14 protein-coding genes are annotated in these 19,017 nt (G+C 69.6%); 7 read left to right on the top strand and 7 right to left on the bottom strand.

Annotation, left to right across the window (positions count from 1 at the left end; genetic code table 11):
• Positions 1-10 precede the first annotated feature (10 nt).
• From GUI43_RS25590 to GUI43_RS25580, 3 genes are all read right to left on the bottom strand, one after another.
• The gene (locus GUI43_RS25590) at positions 11-1,021 is read right to left on the bottom strand and encodes a CU044_5270 family protein (protein ID WP_112585735.1); all 1,011 of its coding nucleotides are present in this window, start codon (positions 1,019-1,021) and stop codon (positions 11-13) included.
• A complete protein-coding gene (locus GUI43_RS25585; RefSeq protein WP_145794991.1) occupies positions 1,021-1,575 on the bottom strand; it encodes an RNA polymerase sigma factor in 555 nt (184 codons plus the stop codon). The genes GUI43_RS25590 and GUI43_RS25585 overlap by 1 nt, the downstream gene beginning before the upstream one ends.
• Positions 1,576-1,685: 110 nt before the next feature.
• Entirely contained in the window at positions 1,686-2,876 is a 1,191-nt protein-coding gene (locus tag GUI43_RS25580) for a serine hydrolase domain-containing protein (RefSeq protein ID WP_112699972.1), read from the bottom strand.
• Positions 2,877-3,273: 397 nt separating this feature from the next.
• Between GUI43_RS25580 and GUI43_RS25575 the strand changes: the two genes are divergently transcribed.
• Positions 3,274-3,831 carry an AAA family ATPase gene (locus GUI43_RS25575; RefSeq protein ID WP_112699971.1) on the top strand — a complete coding sequence of 186 codons (558 nt, stop codon included), beginning with the start codon at positions 3,274-3,276 and terminating at the stop codon, positions 3,829-3,831.
• 62 nt (positions 3,832-3,893) lie between these two features.
• On the opposite strand, the gene GUI43_RS25570 is transcribed toward GUI43_RS25575, so the two are convergent.
• On the bottom strand, positions 3,894-4,391 hold the full coding sequence (locus GUI43_RS25570) for a hypothetical protein (RefSeq protein ID WP_112730784.1): 498 nt from the start codon (positions 4,389-4,391) through the stop codon (positions 3,894-3,896).
• 568 nt (positions 4,392-4,959) lie between these two features.
• On the opposite strand from GUI43_RS25570, the gene GUI43_RS34715 reads away from it, so the two are divergent.
• Entirely contained in the window at positions 4,960-5,208 is a 249-nt protein-coding gene (locus tag GUI43_RS34715) for a tyrosine-type recombinase/integrase (RefSeq protein WP_181541681.1), read from the top strand.
• 339 nt (positions 5,209-5,547) lie between these two features.
• Positions 5,548-6,351 (top strand): HAD family hydrolase, encoded by an 804-nt coding sequence (locus GUI43_RS25560; RefSeq protein ID WP_030486293.1) that lies wholly within the window; start codon positions 5,548-5,550, stop codon positions 6,349-6,351.
• An 18-nt stretch (positions 6,352-6,369) separates the two neighbouring features.
• On the opposite strand, the gene GUI43_RS25555 is transcribed toward GUI43_RS25560, so the two are convergent.
• A complete protein-coding gene (locus tag GUI43_RS25555; protein WP_112585724.1) occupies positions 6,370-7,116 on the bottom strand; it encodes a Fic family protein in 747 nt (248 codons plus the stop codon).
• A 321-nt stretch (positions 7,117-7,437) separates the two neighbouring features.
• Here GUI43_RS25555 and acs point away from each other — a divergent pair, with 321 nt between their 5' ends.
• From acs to GUI43_RS25535, 4 genes are all read left to right on the top strand, one after another.
• Entirely contained in the window at positions 7,438-9,402 is a 1,965-nt protein-coding gene (gene acs / locus GUI43_RS25550) for an acetate--CoA ligase (protein ID WP_112602098.1), read from the top strand.
• Between the two features lie 267 nt (positions 9,403-9,669).
• Positions 9,670-12,465, top strand: a complete 2,796-nt coding sequence (locus GUI43_RS25545; protein ID WP_112699983.1) for an immune inhibitor A domain-containing protein — start codon at positions 9,670-9,672, stop codon at positions 12,463-12,465.
• 332 nt (positions 12,466-12,797) lie between these two features.
• Entirely contained in the window at positions 12,798-15,251 is a 2,454-nt protein-coding gene (locus tag GUI43_RS25540; protein WP_112585720.1) for an immune inhibitor A domain-containing protein, read from the top strand.
• 212 nt (positions 15,252-15,463) lie between these two features.
• The gene (locus GUI43_RS25535) at positions 15,464-16,396 is read left to right on the top strand and encodes an alpha/beta fold hydrolase (RefSeq protein WP_112585718.1); all 933 of its coding nucleotides are present in this window, start codon (positions 15,464-15,466) and stop codon (positions 16,394-16,396) included.
• 4 nt (positions 16,397-16,400) lie between these two features.
• Here GUI43_RS25535 and GUI43_RS25530 read toward each other — a convergent pair whose 3' ends face one another.
• Both GUI43_RS25530 and GUI43_RS25525 read right to left on the bottom strand, forming a co-directional pair.
• Positions 16,401-16,766 carry a UCP033725 family protein gene (locus GUI43_RS25530; protein WP_112585716.1) on the bottom strand — a complete coding sequence of 122 codons (366 nt, stop codon included), beginning with the start codon at positions 16,764-16,766 and terminating at the stop codon, positions 16,401-16,403.
• A partial coding sequence (locus GUI43_RS25525; protein WP_146765957.1) for an SseB family protein occupies positions 16,763-19,017 on the bottom strand: 2,255 nt, incomplete at its 5' end. The genes GUI43_RS25530 and GUI43_RS25525, both read right to left, overlap by 4 nt.

Below are 19,017 nucleotides of genomic sequence, written 5' to 3'. Positions count from 1 at the left end.
AAGTCGGACGTCAGCCGACCCGGTCGGTCCAGGCGGTATCGAGGATCACCTGGTACGAGCTGATCCGCACGGGCGACAGCGTCAACAGCTCATGGGCGAGCAGTTCGCCAGTCCTCGGATCGAAGACCAGAAGAGATTGCTGGTCGTGTTCGCGGTCGTCGAAGGTGACGGCGACTCCATTGCGGCCGGCACGGTCCGTGACCTGCCCGCGCCAGCGGAAGCCGGGCACGTCGGCGAGGACCCGCAGGACTGCCGCTCGGGTCGCACGCGGTACGACGTACCGGCCATAGAGCGTGCTGACCTCCTTGCTCGCCGCCCCCGCGCCGTACTCGACCTTCAGCAGCTCCCGCAGTTCGGCCGGGACGGCCGACGGCGGCCTGAGCTCCTCCGGCGGCAGCGGGATCATTGCCGGAGCAGGGGTGCCCTCGACCGCCGGACGCGAATCGAGATTCCGCTGCCAGTAGTCCCGGGACGCCTGGTCGGGATACTGCGGCTCCAACTGGGTGTTGATCTGACTGCCGGTCCCGTCTGCGGCCTGCCAGACCTTGGAGGCCCCGGCGAAGGCGACGTGGTGGCGACCGTCGGCGGAGGTCATCACCGGATCGCCCCACACCTTCGTGTGGTGATACATGTAGCGCCCGCTCTGGTGGTCGTACGCCGCGTCTTTGATCTTGTCGGCCAGCATGCGCAGCTGGGGGCCGGCGGCTGGCGGATCCGCGTCGAACTGGTACGCGACCGGCACGAGCACCAATCCCGCTGGGGTTCCAGGCCCACCCGGGGCGTCCGGTGCGGGCCCGCCGAACGGCTGGAGCACCGCCACGGCACCGGCCGCGACCGCCAGAGTCCCAGCCGTCAGGACCAGCCGGCGGGTCGGGCGTACCCGACGGCGCCCGGCCACCGTCTCGGTGGCGTCGGCGCGGTCGATCAGCTCGCGCGCCGAGACCAGCGGTGGCCCGACGGCGGCGTTCCGGGCCGGGTCGGCCGGGCCGAGAAGAGTACGGGTTCGCTCTGCTCCGAACATCACAGATCCTCTCGAATGGTCATCAACACCGGGCTACGCCGGGTCTGCGCGGGCCGGTCCGACATCGCTTCGGCAAGACGGCGGCGGGCGCGATGCAGGCGCACTGCGGCGGTCGGCCCTGTGCAACCGAGAACCCTGGCCGCCTCGGACACCGTCAGCTCCTCCCAGCCGACCAGCCGGAGGATTTCCTGGTCGAGGTCGTTGAGGTTGGCCAGAGCAGTCCGGATGTCGGCGACCCCGACGCTCGTGTCGGCACCCGACGATCCGGCCAGTCGCTCGAGGTCGACATCGGTGATCGAGAGGAGGTCCGGTGCGGCACGTCGCGACCGCCACTGGTTCGCGAGAAGACGCCGGGCCACCCCGTACAGCCAGGGCAGGCTGCGCTCCGGCACCTCGGCGCGGCGACGCCAGGCGACGACGAAGACCTCCTGGGCGAGCTCCGCTGACGCATCCCGGTCAGCGAGCCGGCGCAGGCCGTATCGGACCATGTGCTCGTACTCGGCGGCGTAGAGACTGGTGAACCAGCCCTCGTCCCGCTTCTTCGGTGGACCCACCCGAACCCCCATTGCCTCGGCGACTCTCACAGTGGCTTGTGTCGCTGAGGGCCCCGGGATTACCGCTCGGCCGAGGGCGGGTGCCGCCCACCGGGAAACGAACGCTGCGGTCAGTCGTCGATCGCCTGGTAGACGGTGGTCCAGAAGTCGTGCCACATCGGCAGCCGCTGGTCGCCCGCGTGCGCCCGCTGCATGAACACGATCGTCGTCAGGTCCTCGGCGGGGTCGTTGTACCAGGCGGTGCCGTAGAAGCCGGGCCATCCGTAGCTGCCGACCGAGGGCCCGAGGTGGGTGCGGCGGGTCCGGACCGACATTCCGAAGCCCCAACCGATGGCGTCGAAGTATCCGGGCCAGAACCCGGAGATGGCCTTCTGCGTCGGGGTCAGGTGGTCGCTCGTCATCAGCGTCACCGCCGGCCGCGACAGCACGCGCTCGCCGCCGTGGGCGCCGTGGGCGAGCAGCGCCGAGGCGAAGGCCAGGTAGTCCTGGGCGGTCGAGACGAGCCCGCCGCCACCGGACTCGAACATCCGCGGTCGACTGAACCGCCCGTCGGGGGCGTCCTCGACAATCGGCTCGCCGGTGACGGCGTTGTCCTGCTCGTACGCCGTCGTGAACCGGCCGATGCTCTCGCTACCCACACTGAAGGCGGTGTCGGACATCCCCAGTGGCTTGCAGACCCGCTCACGGATGGCATCCCCGAAGGACATGCCGGTGGCCCGGGCGATGAGCACACCGGTCACGTTGGCGGCGGTGTCGTACATCCAGCGCTCACCCGGCTGGTGGACGAGCGGAAGGTCACCGAGCTGGCGGATCCACTCGTCCGGCGACTGATACTCGAGTGCGTCCAGCGCGTCGGCGATCGGCACCGTTCCCGGCTCGGCGGGGACCATGCCGGTGCCAAGGGTGCCGTCCAGGACGTCCCGCAGTGTTATCGGGCGTTCCGCCGGGACGGTGTTGTCCAGTGAGCCGTGGGGATCGGCGAGGACTGTCATGTCCGCCAACTCGGGGAGGAGATCGTCGACCGGGTCGTCGAGGTGGAGGGTGCAGTCCTCGACGAGGGTCATCGCACACGCGGCGACGATCGGCTTCGACATCGAGCCCAGGCGACAGATCGTCTCGACCGCCATCGGCGTATGCGACCCGGGACCCTCGAACGCGAGATGACCCGTCGCCTCGACGTGCACCTCGCCGTGCCGAGCGAGGACGACCACCATGCCCGGGACGAAGCCGGACTCGACGCGGTGCTCAAGAAACCCCCGCACCCGGGCCAGCCGCTTCGACGAGAAGCCACCTGCTGCCACCTGTGTCCTCCTCAGCTCGTCCCGTTTGGCAAATTACACGGCAGGCGGCGGTCGCATGGTCCACGACCGGGCAGGGCCGACACTCGGGGCGAGCAGTACCGCTCATCGACGAACCCGGCTTCTATAGCGCGAACGGGCCCCATATCGCGAACTACTGCTGCGGTGGCGCGCTCCCATGGAAAAGGGACGACCCCGTCGGGGGGATGCGGTCCCACGCTGTCGACCGCTGCCAACTGGTGGTGGCACGCGTCAACGAGCAGGTGGTGGCCCTCGTCGCTTGCCATTCAAGGCCGACCAGCACCGGCGCTCGCTCTGCCTCTTTGCTGCCTCGCTGCCTGACGCTCGCTTACAGGTCCGGTGCAAATCGTCCGGTTACTCACGCGCGTTAATGTGTTCCGTGATCGTATGGCTCAACGGCACCCACGGCGCGGGCAAAACGACGACCAGCTCGCTCGTGCAGCAACTGATCCCGGATTCACGGGTGTTCGACGCCGAGAAGGTCGGCGAGACGCTTATGGACATCACGCCGGGGCTGCCCGAGACGGACAACTTCCAGCACTGGCCGCCGTGGCGACAGCTCGTCGTCGAAACCGCCCGCCGCGTGCTCGACTACACCGGCGGCACTTTGGTGATACCCATGACTGTCCTGGTCGAGCAGTACTGGCACGAGATCAGTACGGGCCTCGCCCAACACGCCATCCCGGTAAGGCACTTCGTCCTCCACGCTGATCAAGACACCCTTCGCAGGCGCATCGAGGGAGAACACCCCGTTCCGTCTCCCTTCCGCCTCAAGTACCTCGAGCCCTACGCCGAGGCGGCCCGCACGTGGCTGCATGCCGAGGCCGAGGTCGTCGACACCACGCACCTGACTCCCGCCCAAGCCGCCATGCAGATCGTCCTCCGAGCTACCGGGGGAAGCCCAGGGGCCCAACCTCAACTGACGCGGCCGGCGTGAGTGAGTGGCACTTTCGTACTGACGGGCGCCGCAGATCTGGGCGATACTTCTCCACTGGCTGATCAGGCGGGGATAGGAGCAGCGGCATGGAACCGCAGTCCGGAGACGGCGTTGATGCGGTCGAACGTGCGCGCGAGCTGGTTCGGGCCGAGCAGTTCGGGCCCGCCATCGAACTGCTGCGCGAGCACCTGAACGCGCACCCGGATGACGGCATCGCCTGGCACCGCCTCGCCGGCGCCTTGATTGGTCTCGACGACCATGCCGCTGCGGTCGATGCGGCTGGTCGAGCAATCGAAATCGACCCCGAGGACGTGGCTGCCTACCGCTACCGGGCGCTCGCTCTTCTCATGCTCAACCGGGACGGGGATTCGTATGCCGACGCGAAGCGCGCGGTGGAGCTTGCGCCCGATGACCACGAGGCGCTGAGCCTGCTCGCCCGGAACGTCGTCGAGGTCGATCGCGACGTAGCGCGGTTCAAGGAGCTCATCCAGCGGGCGCTCACCGTGAATCCGGACAGTGCTCCTGCACGGCACCTGGCCAGGCAATATCGAAGGCGCCATCGCCGGACCCTAACCGTCGCGATACACCTTGTGACCCTCCCGGTCGCGATCGTGGTGCTGCTTGGTTGGTTCGCGGTAGACACCGGCAGGTCGATGGACGCTCGTTGGATGGTGTGGCCTTGCCTTGTCGCGCTGGCCGTCATCCTTGTCAGAGGCCTGTCCACTTGGTCGGAACGCGGCGTGCTCCCGTTGCTCACACTGCCCCAGGTGTCGGCAGCGGCGGGCGCCGCCGGAATTGTCGCGGCAGGCGCGGGTTACGGCACTACACGAGAAGTCCCAGCCGCAGCCATCCTTGGCCTGACCGCCCTCGCGATATCGGGCGTCTTCGGGCTTCTTCTCCTGCTCCGTCACGCCGCACGGCACAACCGCCCATCAGAAGAACCTACGACTGGCCGTAGATCGTCCAGCCGGACGAGTCACGCAGGTCCTGAGACCGGTCTGTCACGCAGGTCCTGAGACGTACCGGTACCGCGCTACGTGGCCCGATCGGGAGGGCATCGAGTGGTCAGCCGAGTTCACCACCGAACGGGAGGCAGGGGCGTGCGTCGCGGCCAAGGCTGTCGGCGGGATGCGGTTCCACGATCTGCGGCACGCCTACGCCACCTGGCTGGTCACCGACGGCGTCCCGATCAACCTGGTGCAGCGGGTCATGGGCCACGAACAGGCATCAACGACGCTCAACCGGTACACCCACACCCCGGACGACTACGCCGCTCGGGTCCTGGAGGCGTTCGACGGCCCTGCTGCCTCCCTGCTGCCTCCGGCCGTAGAAACGCCGTCCCTGGACGGTCTGGACGGCCCGGAGGACGACTTGTGAGCTGTGGTGGAGCGTTTCCAGCAGAAAGGGACGACCCCCGTCGGGGGGAGACGGGGGTCGTCGGAGGTTCGGCTCCGGGGGGGTCGAGCCGAACCACTCAGCGGTCACGGGGGGTGCAACCGCTGAGGGTCTGCCTGTTTCGAGGATGTGAAAGCTCGTCGTACGGACAAGTCTGCCTGAGCGGGCCCGTCACGTCGAGTGGTGCTGCCTCCACTCACTGCGAAAATCTCCTCGCAGAGTGTGAGCGTGATCACGCGGAGCGGAGAGCCCGCAGGTCTGAGGGGTGGCATGACCCCGGGCACCCGCCGACGATAGACCATCCGGCTAGACTTTCGCGCCGTGGGCCGAAGTGCCGCTTTCTTCGATCTGGACAAGACCGTCATCGCCAAGTCGAGCGCCCTGGCGTTCGGTCGTCCGTTCTACCGGGATGGGCTGATCACCCGGCGTGACGTGGTCAAGTCGGCGTACGCGCAGCTGATGTTCCGGCTGGGCGGCACCGACGAGCAGACCATGGCCCGAACACGGGACTACCTGGCTGCGCTCTGCAAGGGCTGGCAGGTGGAGCAGGTCCGTCAGATCGTCGCGGAGACGCTGCACGAGCTGATCAACCCCTACGTGTACGCCGAAGCCGCCGCCCTGATCGAGGAGCACCAGGCGGCTGGGCGGGACGTGGTGCTGGTGTCGGCGTCGGGCGAGGAGATGGTCCGGCCGATCGGCGAGCTGCTCGGGGTGACCGACGTGATCGCCACCCGGATGACGGTGCGGGACGGCCGGTACAGCGGCGAGGTCGAGTTCTACGCGGCCGGCCCGAGCAAGGTCGAGGCGGTCAGCGAGTTGGCCGCCGCCCGGGACTATGACCTGGCTGATTCGTACGCCTACTCCGACTCGTACAGCGATCGCCCGTTGCTGGAGTGCGTCGGCCACCCGAGTGTGGTCAACCCGGACCGGCAGCTACGCAAGTTGGCCTCCGAGAACGCGTGGCCGGTGCTGGAGTTCCGGCACCCGATCCCGCTGGGCCGGCGGCTGCGGGAACGGCCCGCGGTCCCGGTGGCCGCGGCGGCCCTGGGGGTCGGGGTGGGAGTGGCCATCGGCATCGCCTGGTACGGCCGGCATCGTCGCACCCGAGCCGCCACCACCGCCTGACTCCACCCGTTCAACCGTTCAGGCGGCGGCGAGGATCTCGTCTCCGATGGCGGTGAGCTGGTCGGTGCCGACCTCGACGGCGGCCATGTAGTGGCGTAGCCAGGAGCGCAGCCCGTCCGGGGTGCCGGTGGCGAAGGCACCGGCCGCGCCGACGTACTCGGGCTCCCGCTCGCGGTGCCCCACGTCGACGGGGAGCAGGCCACGCGGGTCGAGGCCACTGGCGAGCAGCACCAGCCGGGCGGCCCCACGGGCCACCACGCCGGACGGCCCGGCGAACGGGCGCAGGTTCAGCAACTCCCCGTGTACGACAGCGGCGAGCACCAACGGGGAGACCTTGGTGCCGCCGGCGACGAGGCCGGCCAGCCCGTCCAGCCGGGTGGCGACCACCGGGTCGGCGACCGGGCGGCCCAGTTCGGCCTCCGACACCAGGTCCCGTGCGGCGAGCACGTGCAGTTTCGCGAGCGCCTGGCGGGGCGCCTTCGGCCACAGCTCGCTCAGGCCCGGCAGCGCTCCGGCGACCCGCAGCGCCCCCTGGAGCACCGGGTCGGTGACGGTGCCGGCTCGGACCGCCTCACGCTCATGCCCGGCCCCCTCAAGGGCCGCACTGGCCACCGCGGAGCGCAGGCTGACCTCGGCGGCGACCTGTCCACCGTGCCGGCGCAGCGCCCGGTGCCCGAGCGCCTGGTCGAACCGCGCGCGGGCCTGCTCGACGGCGGCGGTGATGTCGGCGAGCGCGAGCAACGGGGCGAGCGGGTCGGTGGTCACCCCGCCACGCTAACGACCCGGCCCGGCGCGGCGGGCCGCACCCGCCCGCAACGCGACAGGGACCACCCGTCTCGGCCCGGCACGGGCAAGGTCAACACGGACTTCTTGAAGTCGCGATGTCCGGGCGAGGCAGACACCGCGACTTCAATGAACCCGAGTCGATCAAGGCGCCCCGCCAGCGACCGGGCCGGGGACGGGCCGCCGGGCGCGCGGCGGGGGCCACTCGGCGCGACGCGGCGGGCAGCCGTGGCCGGTCGCAGGCCCCGCGACTACCCTCGTGCCATCGAGACCCAGGTCACCCCGAGGATGAGGAGTCACGGCATGAGCGAGGCATTGGCCAATCTGCTGAACGAGACGCGCCAGTTCCCCCCGCCGGCCGAACTCGCCGCGCACGCCAACGTCACCATCGACGCGTACGCCGAGGCTGAGGCCGACCGGCTGGCCTTCTGGGCGAAGCAGGCCGATCGGCTGGCCTGGTCGAAGAAGTGGGATGAGGTGCTCGACTGGTCGAACCCGCCGTTCGCGAAGTGGTTCGTGGGTGGGCAGCTCAACGTCGCGTACAACTGCCTGGACCGGCACGTCGAGGCGGGCCGGGGCGACAAGGTGGCGATCCACTGGGAGGGCGAGCCGGGCGACACCCGCACCATCACGTACGCGGACCTGCACGAGCTGACCTGCCGGGCGGCGAACGCGCTCACCGATCTGGGGGTGACCGCCGGCGACCGGGTGGCGATCTACCTGCCGATGATCCCGGAGGCGGCGGTGGCCATGTTGGCGTGCGCCCGGATCGGCGCCGCGCACAGTGTGGTCTTCGGTGGCTTCTCCGCCGACTCGTTGAGCAACCGGATCCAGGACGCCAGCGCCAAGGTGGTGATCACCGCGGATGGTGGTTACCGGCGGGGCAAGCCGTCGGCGTTGAAGCCCACTGTGGACGAGGCGGTGGCGAACTCCCCGTCGGTGGAGCACGTGCTCGTGGTCCGCCGCACCGGCGAGGACGTGGCGTGGTCGGAGAAGGACCACTGGTGGCACGAGACGGTGGAGACCGCGTCGGCCGAGCACACCGCGCAGCCGTTCGACGCCGAGCACCCGCTGTTCATCCTCTACACCAGCGGCACCACGGCCCGCCCGAAGGGCATCCTGCACACCACCGGCGGCTACCTCACCCAGGCGTCGTACACGACGCACGCGGTGTTCGACCTGAAGCCGGAGACGGACGTCTACTGGTGCACGGCCGACATCGGCTGGGTCACCGGGCACTCCTACATCGTGTACGGCCCGCTCTCCAACGGCGCCACCCAGGTGATGTACGAGGGCACCCCGGACACGCCGCACAAGGGCCGGTTCTGGGAGATCATCGACAAGTACGGGGTGAGCATCCTCTACACCGCTCCCACCCTGATCCGGACGATGATGAAGTGGGGCGACGACATCCCGGCGGGCTTCGACCTGTCCTCGCTGCGCCTGTTGGGCAGCGTCGGCGAGCCGATCAACCCGGAGGCCTGGATGTGGTACCGGCAGCACATCGGCCGGGGCGAGCTGCCGGTGGTGGACACCTGGTGGCAGACCGAGACAGGCGCCATCATGATCTCGCCGTTGCCGGGGGTGACCGCGGCCAAGCCGGGTTCGGCGATGACGCCGCTGCCGGGCATCGTGGCCGACGTGGTGGACGACCAGGGCCAGTCGGTGCCGAACGGTGGCGGCGGCTACCTGGTGCTGCGCGAGCCGTGGCCGTCGATGCTGCGCACCATCTGGGGTGACGACGACCGGTTCATCGACACGTACTGGTCGCGTTTCCAGGGCATGTACTTCGCCGGCGACGGTGCGAAGAAGGACGACGACGGGCACATCTGGCTGCTCGGCCGGGTGGACGACGTGATGCTGGTGTCCGGGCACAACATCTCGACGACCGAGGTGGAGTCGGCGTTGGTGTCGCACCCGTCGGTGGCCGAGGCTGCGGTCGTCGGCGCGACCGACCCGACCACCGGTCAGGCGATCGTGGCGTTCGCCATTCCGCGGGGCAGCACGGACATCGCTGGTGACGCGGGCGAGCAGCTCATCGCCGACCTGCGCAACCACGTGTCGAAGACGCTCGGCCCGATCGCCAAGCCGCGGCAGATCATGCTGGTGCCGGAGCTGCCGAAGACCCGCTCCGGCAAGATCATGCGCCGGTTGCTGCGGGACGTGGCGGAGAACCGGTCGCTGGGCGATGTGACCACGTTGCAGGACTCCTCGGTGATGGACCTGATCTCCTCGGGGATGAGCGGTACGAAGTCCGACGAGGACTGACGGTAGGCGTACTCATTGGAGGGTGGTGGTCCGTGCGGGCCGCCACCCTCCGTCATGTCTTACGGGTTCGGTTCGTGCCGCCTCGGCGCTGTCACATCGGTCGGTCGGGGGAGTCGGGAGAAGCTGAACGGGCACAGGCGTAGATCACCTCTGTCCTTTCGGCCGGTTGTGCTTTAGGTTCACGCAGGTTGGAAGAGTTCGACATGCATCACATCGATGTTCGACCAACCCAACGTCCTCCTCCCCATGCCCGAGAAACGGAGCGGCATGAACCACAAACCGCAGTCCAGGGCGCGGCGACGACTACTCGTCGCACTGCCCGCCATCGCCCTCGCGGCCACGTCACTGACCGTGAGTGGCAGCGCGGCGGCCCAGTCGCCGTCCGCCACCCCCCAGGCGGTGATCGGCGCCGACGAGCACTACATCAACTACGCCGAGCCCGAGGTGCAGCCGGACACCACCGGCCGTGAGGTGAAGGGCAAGGGTGGCATCTACACCCCTGCCGCGGAGTCCGCGCGCGCGTTCGATCAGAAGCACGCCCGGGGCAACCCGGTGACCGCACGGCAGCTGGCCAAGGACGAGGCCAAGTCGCTGAAGACGGGTCAGAACCCCCGCAAGTTCAAGAAGGCCCCGACCACCCAGACGGCGAAGCTGCTGACGCTGCTGGTGGAGTTCAACGACAAGGCCAACGACGACTTCACCGGCGTGATGGTCCCCAAGACGGTGTTCGAGGACCGCACCTGCGTCCCCGGCACGGTCCAGAACGGCCCGAAGCACAACAAGATCCCAGACCCGGCGCGCCTGCCCCACGAGGACAACAACTCGATGTGGGTGCCGGACTTCTCGCCGCAGCACTACAACAAGATGCTCTACAGCAAGAAGGGCATCACCGAGCGGGTCCGCACGGACCTGAAGGGCCCGGACGGCAAGAAGGGCATCGACCTGTCCGGTCGCACCATGCACAACATGTACCTGGAGATGTCCAAGAACGCGTACACGGTGGACGGGCAGGCCAGCCCGTGGATCACCGTGCCGCACTCGGAGGGCTGGTACGCGGCAAACCGCTGCTTCCAGGACGAGACCGGCGCGTGGGTTCCCGGCCGTGAGCAGTCGATGAACGGCCACCCGGACAACCCGGCCGGCGCGGGCCGCCTGGCGACCGACGCGATCGACGCGCTCGTCGCGAAGGACCCGAACTTCCCGTGGGCCGACTACGACATCGAGGACCAGGCCGACCGCGACGGTGACGGCAACGTCTTCGAGCCGGACGGCGTGATCGACCACCTCGTGCTGGTGCACGCCGGTCAGGGCAAGTCCCGCGGCGGCGGCGCCGAGGGTGTCTACGCCGTGTGGGCGCACTCCTCCACGGTCGCCGGTGGTTACACCATCCCGGGCACCAACCTGAAGGCGTCGAACTACATCGTGCAGCCGGAGGACGCCGGCGTCGGCGTCTTCGCCCACGAGTTCGGCCACGACCTGGGTCTGCCGGACCTCTACGACACGTCCGGCAACGCCGACTCCGACGTGGACTTCTGGGACCTGATGGCCTCGGGCTCGCACTCGGGTGAGATCTTCCAGGCGCTGCCGACGCACATGGGCATCTGGGACAAGTGGGTGCTCGGTTGGGCCGACCCGCTGACCATCCGCCCCGGGTCGAACCCGCGCGAGGTGAAGCTCGGGCAGACGTCGCGCACCCCGATCGACTCCGAGGACGGCATCAAGGTCGACCTGCCGGACAAGGTGACGACGCTGGCCACCCCGCACAGCGGCACCAAGATGTGGCACAGCAACAACGATCAGGAGTGGGCCGACGTCAAGCTGAGCCGCTCGGTCGACGTGCCGGCGGCGGCCGACTCGAAGTTCTGGATGTGGAACAACTACATCATCGAGGAGGACTGGGACTACGGCTTCGTCGAGCTCTCCACCGACGGCGGTACGACCTGGACCGAGCAGAAGGTGTACGACGAGGGTGGCACGGTGGTCACCACGCCGGACGGCTACCCGGACCCGAACGGCCGCATGAACGACTTCGGCGGCAAGAAGTACGGCCTGACCGGCAGCACCGACGGCTGGCGGCACGACTACGTCGACCTGTCGGCGTACGCCGGGACGACGGTCCAGGTGCGGCTGCGCCTGGCCACCGACGAGGCGTTCGAGGAGCGCAACTGGTTCGTCGACGACTTCTCGGTCACCGGCGGCGGCGCCACCACCTGGAGTGACGACGTCGAGGGCGGCGCCAACGGCTGGACGGCCACCGGCGGCACCTTCGTCGACACCACCGGCGGGGGCTGGAAGGTCTCCAGCGGCACCGAGGTGCACGCCCAGTACTACCTGGCGGAGTGGCGCAACTTCGACGGCTTCGACAAGGGCCTGAAGTACGCCTACGACACCATCTACTCGCACGAGGCGTGGAAGGTCGACCGGATCTCCTACAACGCTCCGGGCATGCTGGTCTGGTACCGGGACACCGCGCTCGGCGACGTCAACCACGTCACCGGGCAGATGACCGCGCTGCCCAGCTACGGCGCGAAGGGCGGATTGCTCATCGTCGACTCGCACTTCGACCCGTTGCGGCGCACCGGTGAGGCGGCCGTGAAGGACCCGTCGGTGACGGACAACCTGCCGAGCCGTCCGCAGTCGTCGAACGCGGCCTTCACGTTGCAGCGGACGTACCCGTTCACCGAGTGCCTGGAGGCGGCGGACGAGCCGTACAGCGCGTACTGCACGAAGTTCAAGGGGCTGGCACCGGTGAAGGCGTTCACCGACGCCAAGGGCTGGTACCCGGGCATCGAGATGCGTGATGGTGCTGCCTACGCCCGGGACAACGACGCGTCGGTGGTCCTGCCGTCGCGCGACAACGCGCCGTACACCACCCGGGTCACCAACCCGGACGGCAGCCCGGCGCCGGAGTTCTACGGCGTGACCCTGGGCGGTGGCGCGATCGTGCTGGGCACCGGCAACCCCGGCGACCAGGGCGTGAACTACGGCGTCTCGCTGACGATCAAGAAGGCCGCCGGGGACAACTCGTCGGCCATGATCTACGTGACCCCGGCCAAGAAGTAACGGTTTCACGGGTCGAGAACTGACGGTGGGGCCGGTGGCGGAGACGCTGCCGGTCCCACTGTCGTATGTGCGATCGGCTTGATCGAAAAATGTCGTTGTATACGTTCGCGCCCGGAGCCGCGCTGGTCAACGCGGCTGATGAACCGGCGGGGTGTGACGGTGAAAAGCATTCCCAACAAAATCTTGCAACAAATCGACGCGTTCGTCTTCCCACCCGTCCCGCCAGTAACTATGTTCACCAATGGTCCCACTAGTGGGATCGATCTCCCACCGGCCCGTACCCCGTTGGGCCGGTTCCCTCAAACCGGAGGTACCACGTGCGCAAAGTCGCAGTGGGTCTGCTCGGGCTCTCACTGACGGCGACAGGCCTGGCTTTCGGCCCGTCCGCCTCGGCGGCGCCTCAGCCCAAACTGCCGGCCGCAGCACCGGCCGCTGCCGAACCACAGGCGCTGAAGGATGAACTCCCCGACAAGCTCGAGGAGAAGCGCCGCGCACTGCGTGAGCAGGGGCTCAGCGACGTGCTGAGCGGTCGGAGCAAGCCGATCGAGCGCAACGGAAGCACTGTCGTCAAGGTCGGCGAGGTCGCCAAGGCGGCCGGACTGGGCGCCAACGCCCGCACCACCGCTGGCGCGAAGCAGACCAAGGACCAGTACGTCGAGCTCAAGCGCGAGCGGACCGACAAGATCTTCGTGATCCTGGCCGAGTTCGGGGACGAGCGGCACCCGTCCTACCCGGACAAGGACATGAACCCGGAGATCGCCGGACCGACGACGTTCGAGGGTCCGCTGCACAACAAGATCCCCGAGCCCAACCGGGCCGTGGACAACTCCACCATCTGGCAGCCGGACTTCAGCCCGGAGCACTTCCGCCAGCTCTACTTCGGCACCAACCCGGGCGACGAGTCGCTCAAGCAGTACTACGAGGCCCAGTCCTCGGGTCGCTACACCGTCGACGGTGAGGTGACCGACTGGGTCAAGGTCAAGTACAACGAGGCCCGCTACGGTCGCTCCGACGACCCGATCCCGGACCCGGAGCCCGGCCAGGAGCCGGACCCGCAGGATGACCGGGCCGTCTGCGCCGACAACGTCTGCCCGAACACCTGGAACCTGATCGCCGACGCCGCCAACCAGTGGGTCGCCGACCAGAAGGCCAAGGGCCGGACGGACGCGCAGATCGCCGCGGAGATGAAGTCCTTCGACCAGTGGGACCGCTTCGACTTCGACGGCGACGGCGACTTCAACGAGTCGGACGGCTACATCGACCACTTCCAGATCGTCCACTCCGGCGGCGACCAGGCCGACGGTGACCCGCAGCAGGGTGAGGACGCGATCTGGAGCCACCGCTGGTCGGCGTTCAACAGCTCGCCCGTCGGCCCGCCGAACTTCCCGATCGGCGGCACCCAGATCGGCAACACCGGCGTCTGGATCCGCGACTACACGATCCAGCCGGAAAACGGCGGCCGCAGCGTCTTCTACCACGAGTACGGCCACGACCTGGGCCTGCCGGACGACTACGGCCCGGCGGACAACAGCAACGAGCACTGGACCCTGATGGCCCAGAGCCGGCTCGGTGCCAAGAACGACGCCGGCATCGGCGACCGGGGCGGCGACCTCGGCGCGTGGAACAAGCTCCAGCTTGGCTGGCTCGACTACGAGGTGATCGTGGCGGGGCAGAAGCGCTCCCTGGAGCTCGGTCCGCAGGAGTACAACTCGGACAAGGCCCAGGCCGCCGTGGTCGTGCTCCCGCAACGGGAGTACACGTTCAACTACGGTGCGCCGTTCGAGGGCACCAAGCAGTACTTCTCCGGCAATGAGGACAACCTCGACAGTAAGATGACGAGGACGTTCGACCTCACCGGCAAGTCCGCAGCGGCGATGTCGCTCAAGGGCAAGTACAGCATCGAGGCCGGCTACGACTACCTCTACTTCGAGGCGTCCACTGACGGCGGAAAGACCTGGATCGACCTGGACGGCACCGCCAATGGCACGCCGATCGGCGTCGACGGCGCGGGGCGTCCGGCCCTCGCCGGCACCAGCAAGGGCGCCTGGGCGGACATCAACATCCCGCTGACCGCGGTCGCCGGCAAGGTGGCGCAGGTTCGCCTGCACTACGTCACCGACGGTGGCGTCTCCGAGGGCGGCTTCTTCGGTGACGCGATCACCGTGACCGCCGACGGTCAGACCGTGCTCAGTGACGGCGCCGAGACCGACGCCGGTTGGTCGTTGGAGAAGTTCCAGGTGGTCGGGGCGACCTACACCCGGCTGTTCGACAACTTCTACATCGCCGGCAACCGTTCGTACGTCTCGTACGACAAGTACCTGAAGACCGGCCCGTACTTCTTCGGCTACGCGAACACCCGCCCGGACTGGGTGGACCACTACGCGTACCAGGAGGGCCTGCTCATCTCGTACTGGAACACCCGCTGGTCGGACAACAACACCGCCCCGGCGTCGGCGTCCAACCCGGGTGGTCACCCGGGTGAGGGTCGCAACCTGTACATCGACGCGCACCCGCGCCCGATCTACAACCTGACCGGGGCCCCGTGGCGGGCCCGCGTCCAGATGTACGACGCACCGTTCAGCCTGAACAAGGCGGACTCGTTCACCCTGCACCTCAACAGCCAGCCGCAGTACATCCGTGGCCAGGCCGCTGAGCCGCTGTTCGACGACACCAAGAAGTACTTCTACGAGGAGCTGCCGAACCACGGCGTCAAGCTCCCCGCTACCGGTGTCAAGATCAAGGTTCTGGAGCAGGACGGCACCTCGATGAAGATCCGGGTCAGCTGACCACTGATCCCGCACCAACCAGCGACGCCCGGGCAGGTCATCTGCCCGGGCGTCGCGCTTTGTGCGCCATCTCCCGGACGTCCCGGGCCGGGTTTCTCCACTGACAGTCGACCCCGAGCCCCCTGGTCCTGGTCCGGGGCAACCCGGGGCTTTCCCCTGTTCAACGCGACCGCCAGGGTCGCCTGCGGCAACCGGGTCCTAGGCTGTCTGCCATGACCGACCAGCGCGGCGGGGCCGTCGACGAGTCCTGTGTCCTCACCGAGGGGCCGTGGACGCACCGTTTCGTCGGCGCCAACGGCAGCCGGTTCCACGTGGTCGAGGGCGGCACCGGGCCGATGGTGCTCTTCCTGCACGGCTTCCCAGAGCACTGGTGGGCCTGGCACCAGATGCTGCCGGCGATCGCCGACGCCGGCTTCCGGGCGGTCGCCGTCGACCTGCGCGGCTACGGTGCCAGCGACAAACCACCCCGGGGGTACGACGGCTACACCCTCGCCGCCGACATCGCCGGACTGATCCGCGCGCTCGGTGAACGATCCGCGACGATCGTCGGCAGCGGACTCGGTGGCATGGTGGCCTGGACGGTGGCCTCGTTCCACCCGTCCCTGGTTCGCCGGCTCGTCGTGCTGGGGGCACCGCACCCGCTGCGACTGCGCGCCGCCATCTTCGCCGACCCGCGCGGGCAGTTCACCGCCTCCACGCCGGCGTTGAAGTTCCAGCTACCCCGCTACGAGCACGTCCTGACCCGCGATGGGGCTGCGGCCGTCGGCGAGATCATGCGCCGCTGGGGCGGCCCACAGTGGGTGGCCGGGCCGGACTTCGAGGCGTACGCCGAGCGGTGCCGGGAGGCGATGTGCATCCCGCAGGCCGCGTTCTGCGCGCTGGAGGGTTACCGCTGGGCGTTCCGCTCGCTGCTGCGGCTGCACGGCTACCGGTTCGTCCGGCTGATGCAGAAGCCGCTGTCCACCCCGACCCTGCAACTGCACGGCGCCCTGGACGCCGCCTCCCTGCCCCGCACCGCGCTGGGTTCCGGCCGGTACGTCGTCGCCCCGTACGAGTGGCGACTGCTCGACGGGGTGGGGCACTTCCCGCACCTGGAGGCACCGGAGCTGGTGCTCGGCGAAATCCTGCGGTGGGCGAAGACCTGACCGGTCAGACCCGCTGCTCCCGCAGGTCGGTGACCTCGGCGGCCGGCGCCCAACCCTGGTAGACGCCGAAGTCGAAGACCTCCAGCCGCATCGCCTCGGCCACCGGCCAGCGACCACCGGTGTACTCCACCCGCAGCCAGGCGTCGTGCTCCCCGAGCACGATGAACGGCTGCCCCTTCCAGGTGCAGGTGGTCCGCACGTACGCCAGATCCTCGATCTCGCTCGCCGGCAGCACCCGGACGTAGCGGCCCGCGCGGACCTCCTCGAAGCCCTCGCCCGGCTCGGGCTGGTAGAGGCGGATGTTGTCGCCGTCCGGGCTGGCCTGGTATTCCCGGCCCTGCCAACGGGCCACGTAACCGTCGCGCATCACGCCTCCCCGACCCGTCGCCAGGTGACCGAGTCGGTGTCCAGCTCGGCGACCACCCGCTCGCTGCCGTCCGCGCCGATGCGCCAGAGTTGGGCGCCGTGCGGCAGCCGTGCGCTGTCCACCTTGAACTCCGCCACCACGTCGCTGCTCTCACCAGGGGCGAAGCCGTTGCCCCGGAACGGCGGACGTTCGATGACCCAACCCTCCATGGCTCGCATCGCCGGCTCGTTCTGGCCGCCGTAGGGGATGCGGTAGAGGCTCGGCCGGTGCGCCGGCCAGCGCAGCACGTAGATCTCCTCGGCGTCCGGGGCGAACGGCGAGCCGGGGTAGCTGAGGCCCAGCGCCTCGTGCAGCTGAGCCGGTGTGGTCAGGTGGGACAGCTCACCGGCCCGGTGCACGAACCCGGAAACCCGGTCGTACCCACGATCCAGGTAGTACGCGAGCTGGCTGGGGGCGATCGCCTTCTGCATGACCGTCGGCCGGGTCGGGTCGACCGCGGCGGGGGCGTACCGGGGACGGGCGGCGGGTTCGGCCACGGCCGGCGCTTCCACCTGGTCCACTTCCAGGTCGTCCCCGAGCCCCACCTCGGCGGCCCAGTTGGCCAACGCGACGATCTGCTCACCGGGCAACTTGGCACCCACCGGCGTACCCGGGTTGACCGCGAACGACCAGTCCTCGTCGGGCCAGCGCCGGATCAGTTGGGCGAACTTCACCCGGACCGTGTCGACGTCCCCCTCGACATGGTCGGCGAGGCGCTCCGACGACGTGTAGACCACCACGTACGTCTCGCCGTCGAGCTGCCCGGTACGCCAGACGAAGCCGGGATCCCCGGGGCGGCTTCCCCGGACCGACTCGGGTGCCGCCGGCAGTAGCACCCGGGCCAGCAGCAGGGTGGACAGGAACGTGTCGGTGCTGCCCGAGCCGGCGGCGCTGAGCAGGTCCTCCTCGACCGTGTTGGCCGGCTCGAACTCGACCGGCGGCGGCTCGTCGGCCGGCGGGCGCGGAACGTCGTCCGCGATCACGCTCGCGCCGCTGCCCTCGCCGCCGGGCTGGTCCGTACCGGCCGGGCCGACCGAGGAAACAGCACTGTCGGCGCGGTCGTCACGCAGCGGGGCGTCGACGTGACCGTCGATTCGCGGGTCGCCCAGGCCACCGCCGGCAGCGCTGACCTCTGTCGGAATCACCGGGTGCGGAGCGGACGGGCTCGGGGCCGGCTGACCGGGGTTGAACGACGCGGGCCCGGATGGGCTGGAACCGAAGGACGACGGACCGAACAGGCCCGGGTCGGAGGGCGTCGAGCCGAACGGTGGTGGGGCGGCCTCGGCAGGGCTGGGTGACGACGGACCGAACAGGCCCGGACCGGGGGGCGCCGAGCCGAACGGTGGCGGGGCGGCCTCGGCGGGGCTGGGCCGCCGGGGCGCGTCGACCGGCGCGCTGCTCTCGACCGGGTCGGTGAGGTCGCGGGACTCGATGATGGTGCCCTCGATGACGATGGGCGTGAAGCCGCGGCGCGGCGCGGGCGGCCCGGAGACCGGTTCCGCGACGGACACCGGCAGATCCTCCGCCGGTTCGAACCGGCCCGGCCGGTCCTGGGGAATCGCCTGCGTCTCCTCCGCCGATGGCCGCCCGGGCGCACCGGCCAGGGGAGGTTCACCGGCCATCCGGAACGCGCGGGTGGGCTCCTCAGCCAGCGGGTTGTGCCGGCGCGGCGGCAGCGGCTGGGTGATCTCCTCGCCGGATGGCGGCGCGTCCGTCCGGCGGGACGCGCCGAGGCCGCCCTCCGGCCGTCGTATCGGCTGGGTGGCTGCCGGGTCCGTCGCCATCGGAAAGGCCCGCGTCGCGGTCTCGTCGGCCGGCGCGTCGGCCGGGCGGCGGCGAGGGAAGGGCTGGCTGCCTCGCCCGAACCGGGTCGGCGGGGCCGCCCGGTCACCGGGGCGTCCCCCGCTCGCGGCCGGGTCGCGGGCCGGGCTGGGGTCGAAGAAGGAACGCCGAGGGGCGGCCTGGGGGCCACCGTTGCCGTTACCCGGAGCGGGGCCGTCGACGTCGCCCGGCCGGGTCGCTGCCGGCCAGCCCACGCCAGGCCCGGCCTGGTCTGTGGTGGGGCCGGCGGTCGCCAACGGGGTGAACCGGGACGGCCGGCCGGTGCGGGGCAGCGCTCCGTTGCCCGGCGCGGGCCGGGGCGGCTCGGTCGGATGCCGCTGACCGGCGGCGGGCAGGTCCTCCTCGCCCCCTCGGCGCGGCGGCTCGGCGGGGA

The organism is Micromonospora noduli (genome assembly GCF_003264365.1).
GTDB lineage: Bacteria > Actinomycetota > Actinomycetes > Mycobacteriales > Micromonosporaceae > Micromonospora > Micromonospora noduli.
The sequence above is the reverse complement of the archived record's forward strand: the minus strand, read 5'-3'. Positions and strand labels throughout refer to the sequence as shown.

Coding starts and splice junctions, on each gene's coding strand:
- GUI43_RS25590 (WP_112585735.1), bottom strand. CDS start 1,021: ATGTTCGGAGCAGAGCGAACCCGTACTCTTCTCGGCCCGGCCGACCCG.
- GUI43_RS25570 (WP_112730784.1), bottom strand. CDS start 4,391: ATGGCGCCTTCGATATTGCCTGGCCAGGTGCCGTGCAGGAGCACTGTC.
- GUI43_RS34715 (WP_181541681.1), top strand. CDS start 4,960: ATGCGGTTCCACGATCTGCGGCACGCCTACGCCACCTGGCTGGTCACC.
- acs (WP_112602098.1), top strand. CDS start 7,438: ATGAGCGAGGCATTGGCCAATCTGCTGAACGAGACGCGCCAGTTCCCC.
- GUI43_RS25545 (WP_112699983.1), top strand. CDS start 9,670: ATGAACCACAAACCGCAGTCCAGGGCGCGGCGACGACTACTCGTCGCA.
- GUI43_RS25535 (WP_112585718.1), top strand. CDS start 15,464: ATGACCGACCAGCGCGGCGGGGCCGTCGACGAGTCCTGTGTCCTCACC.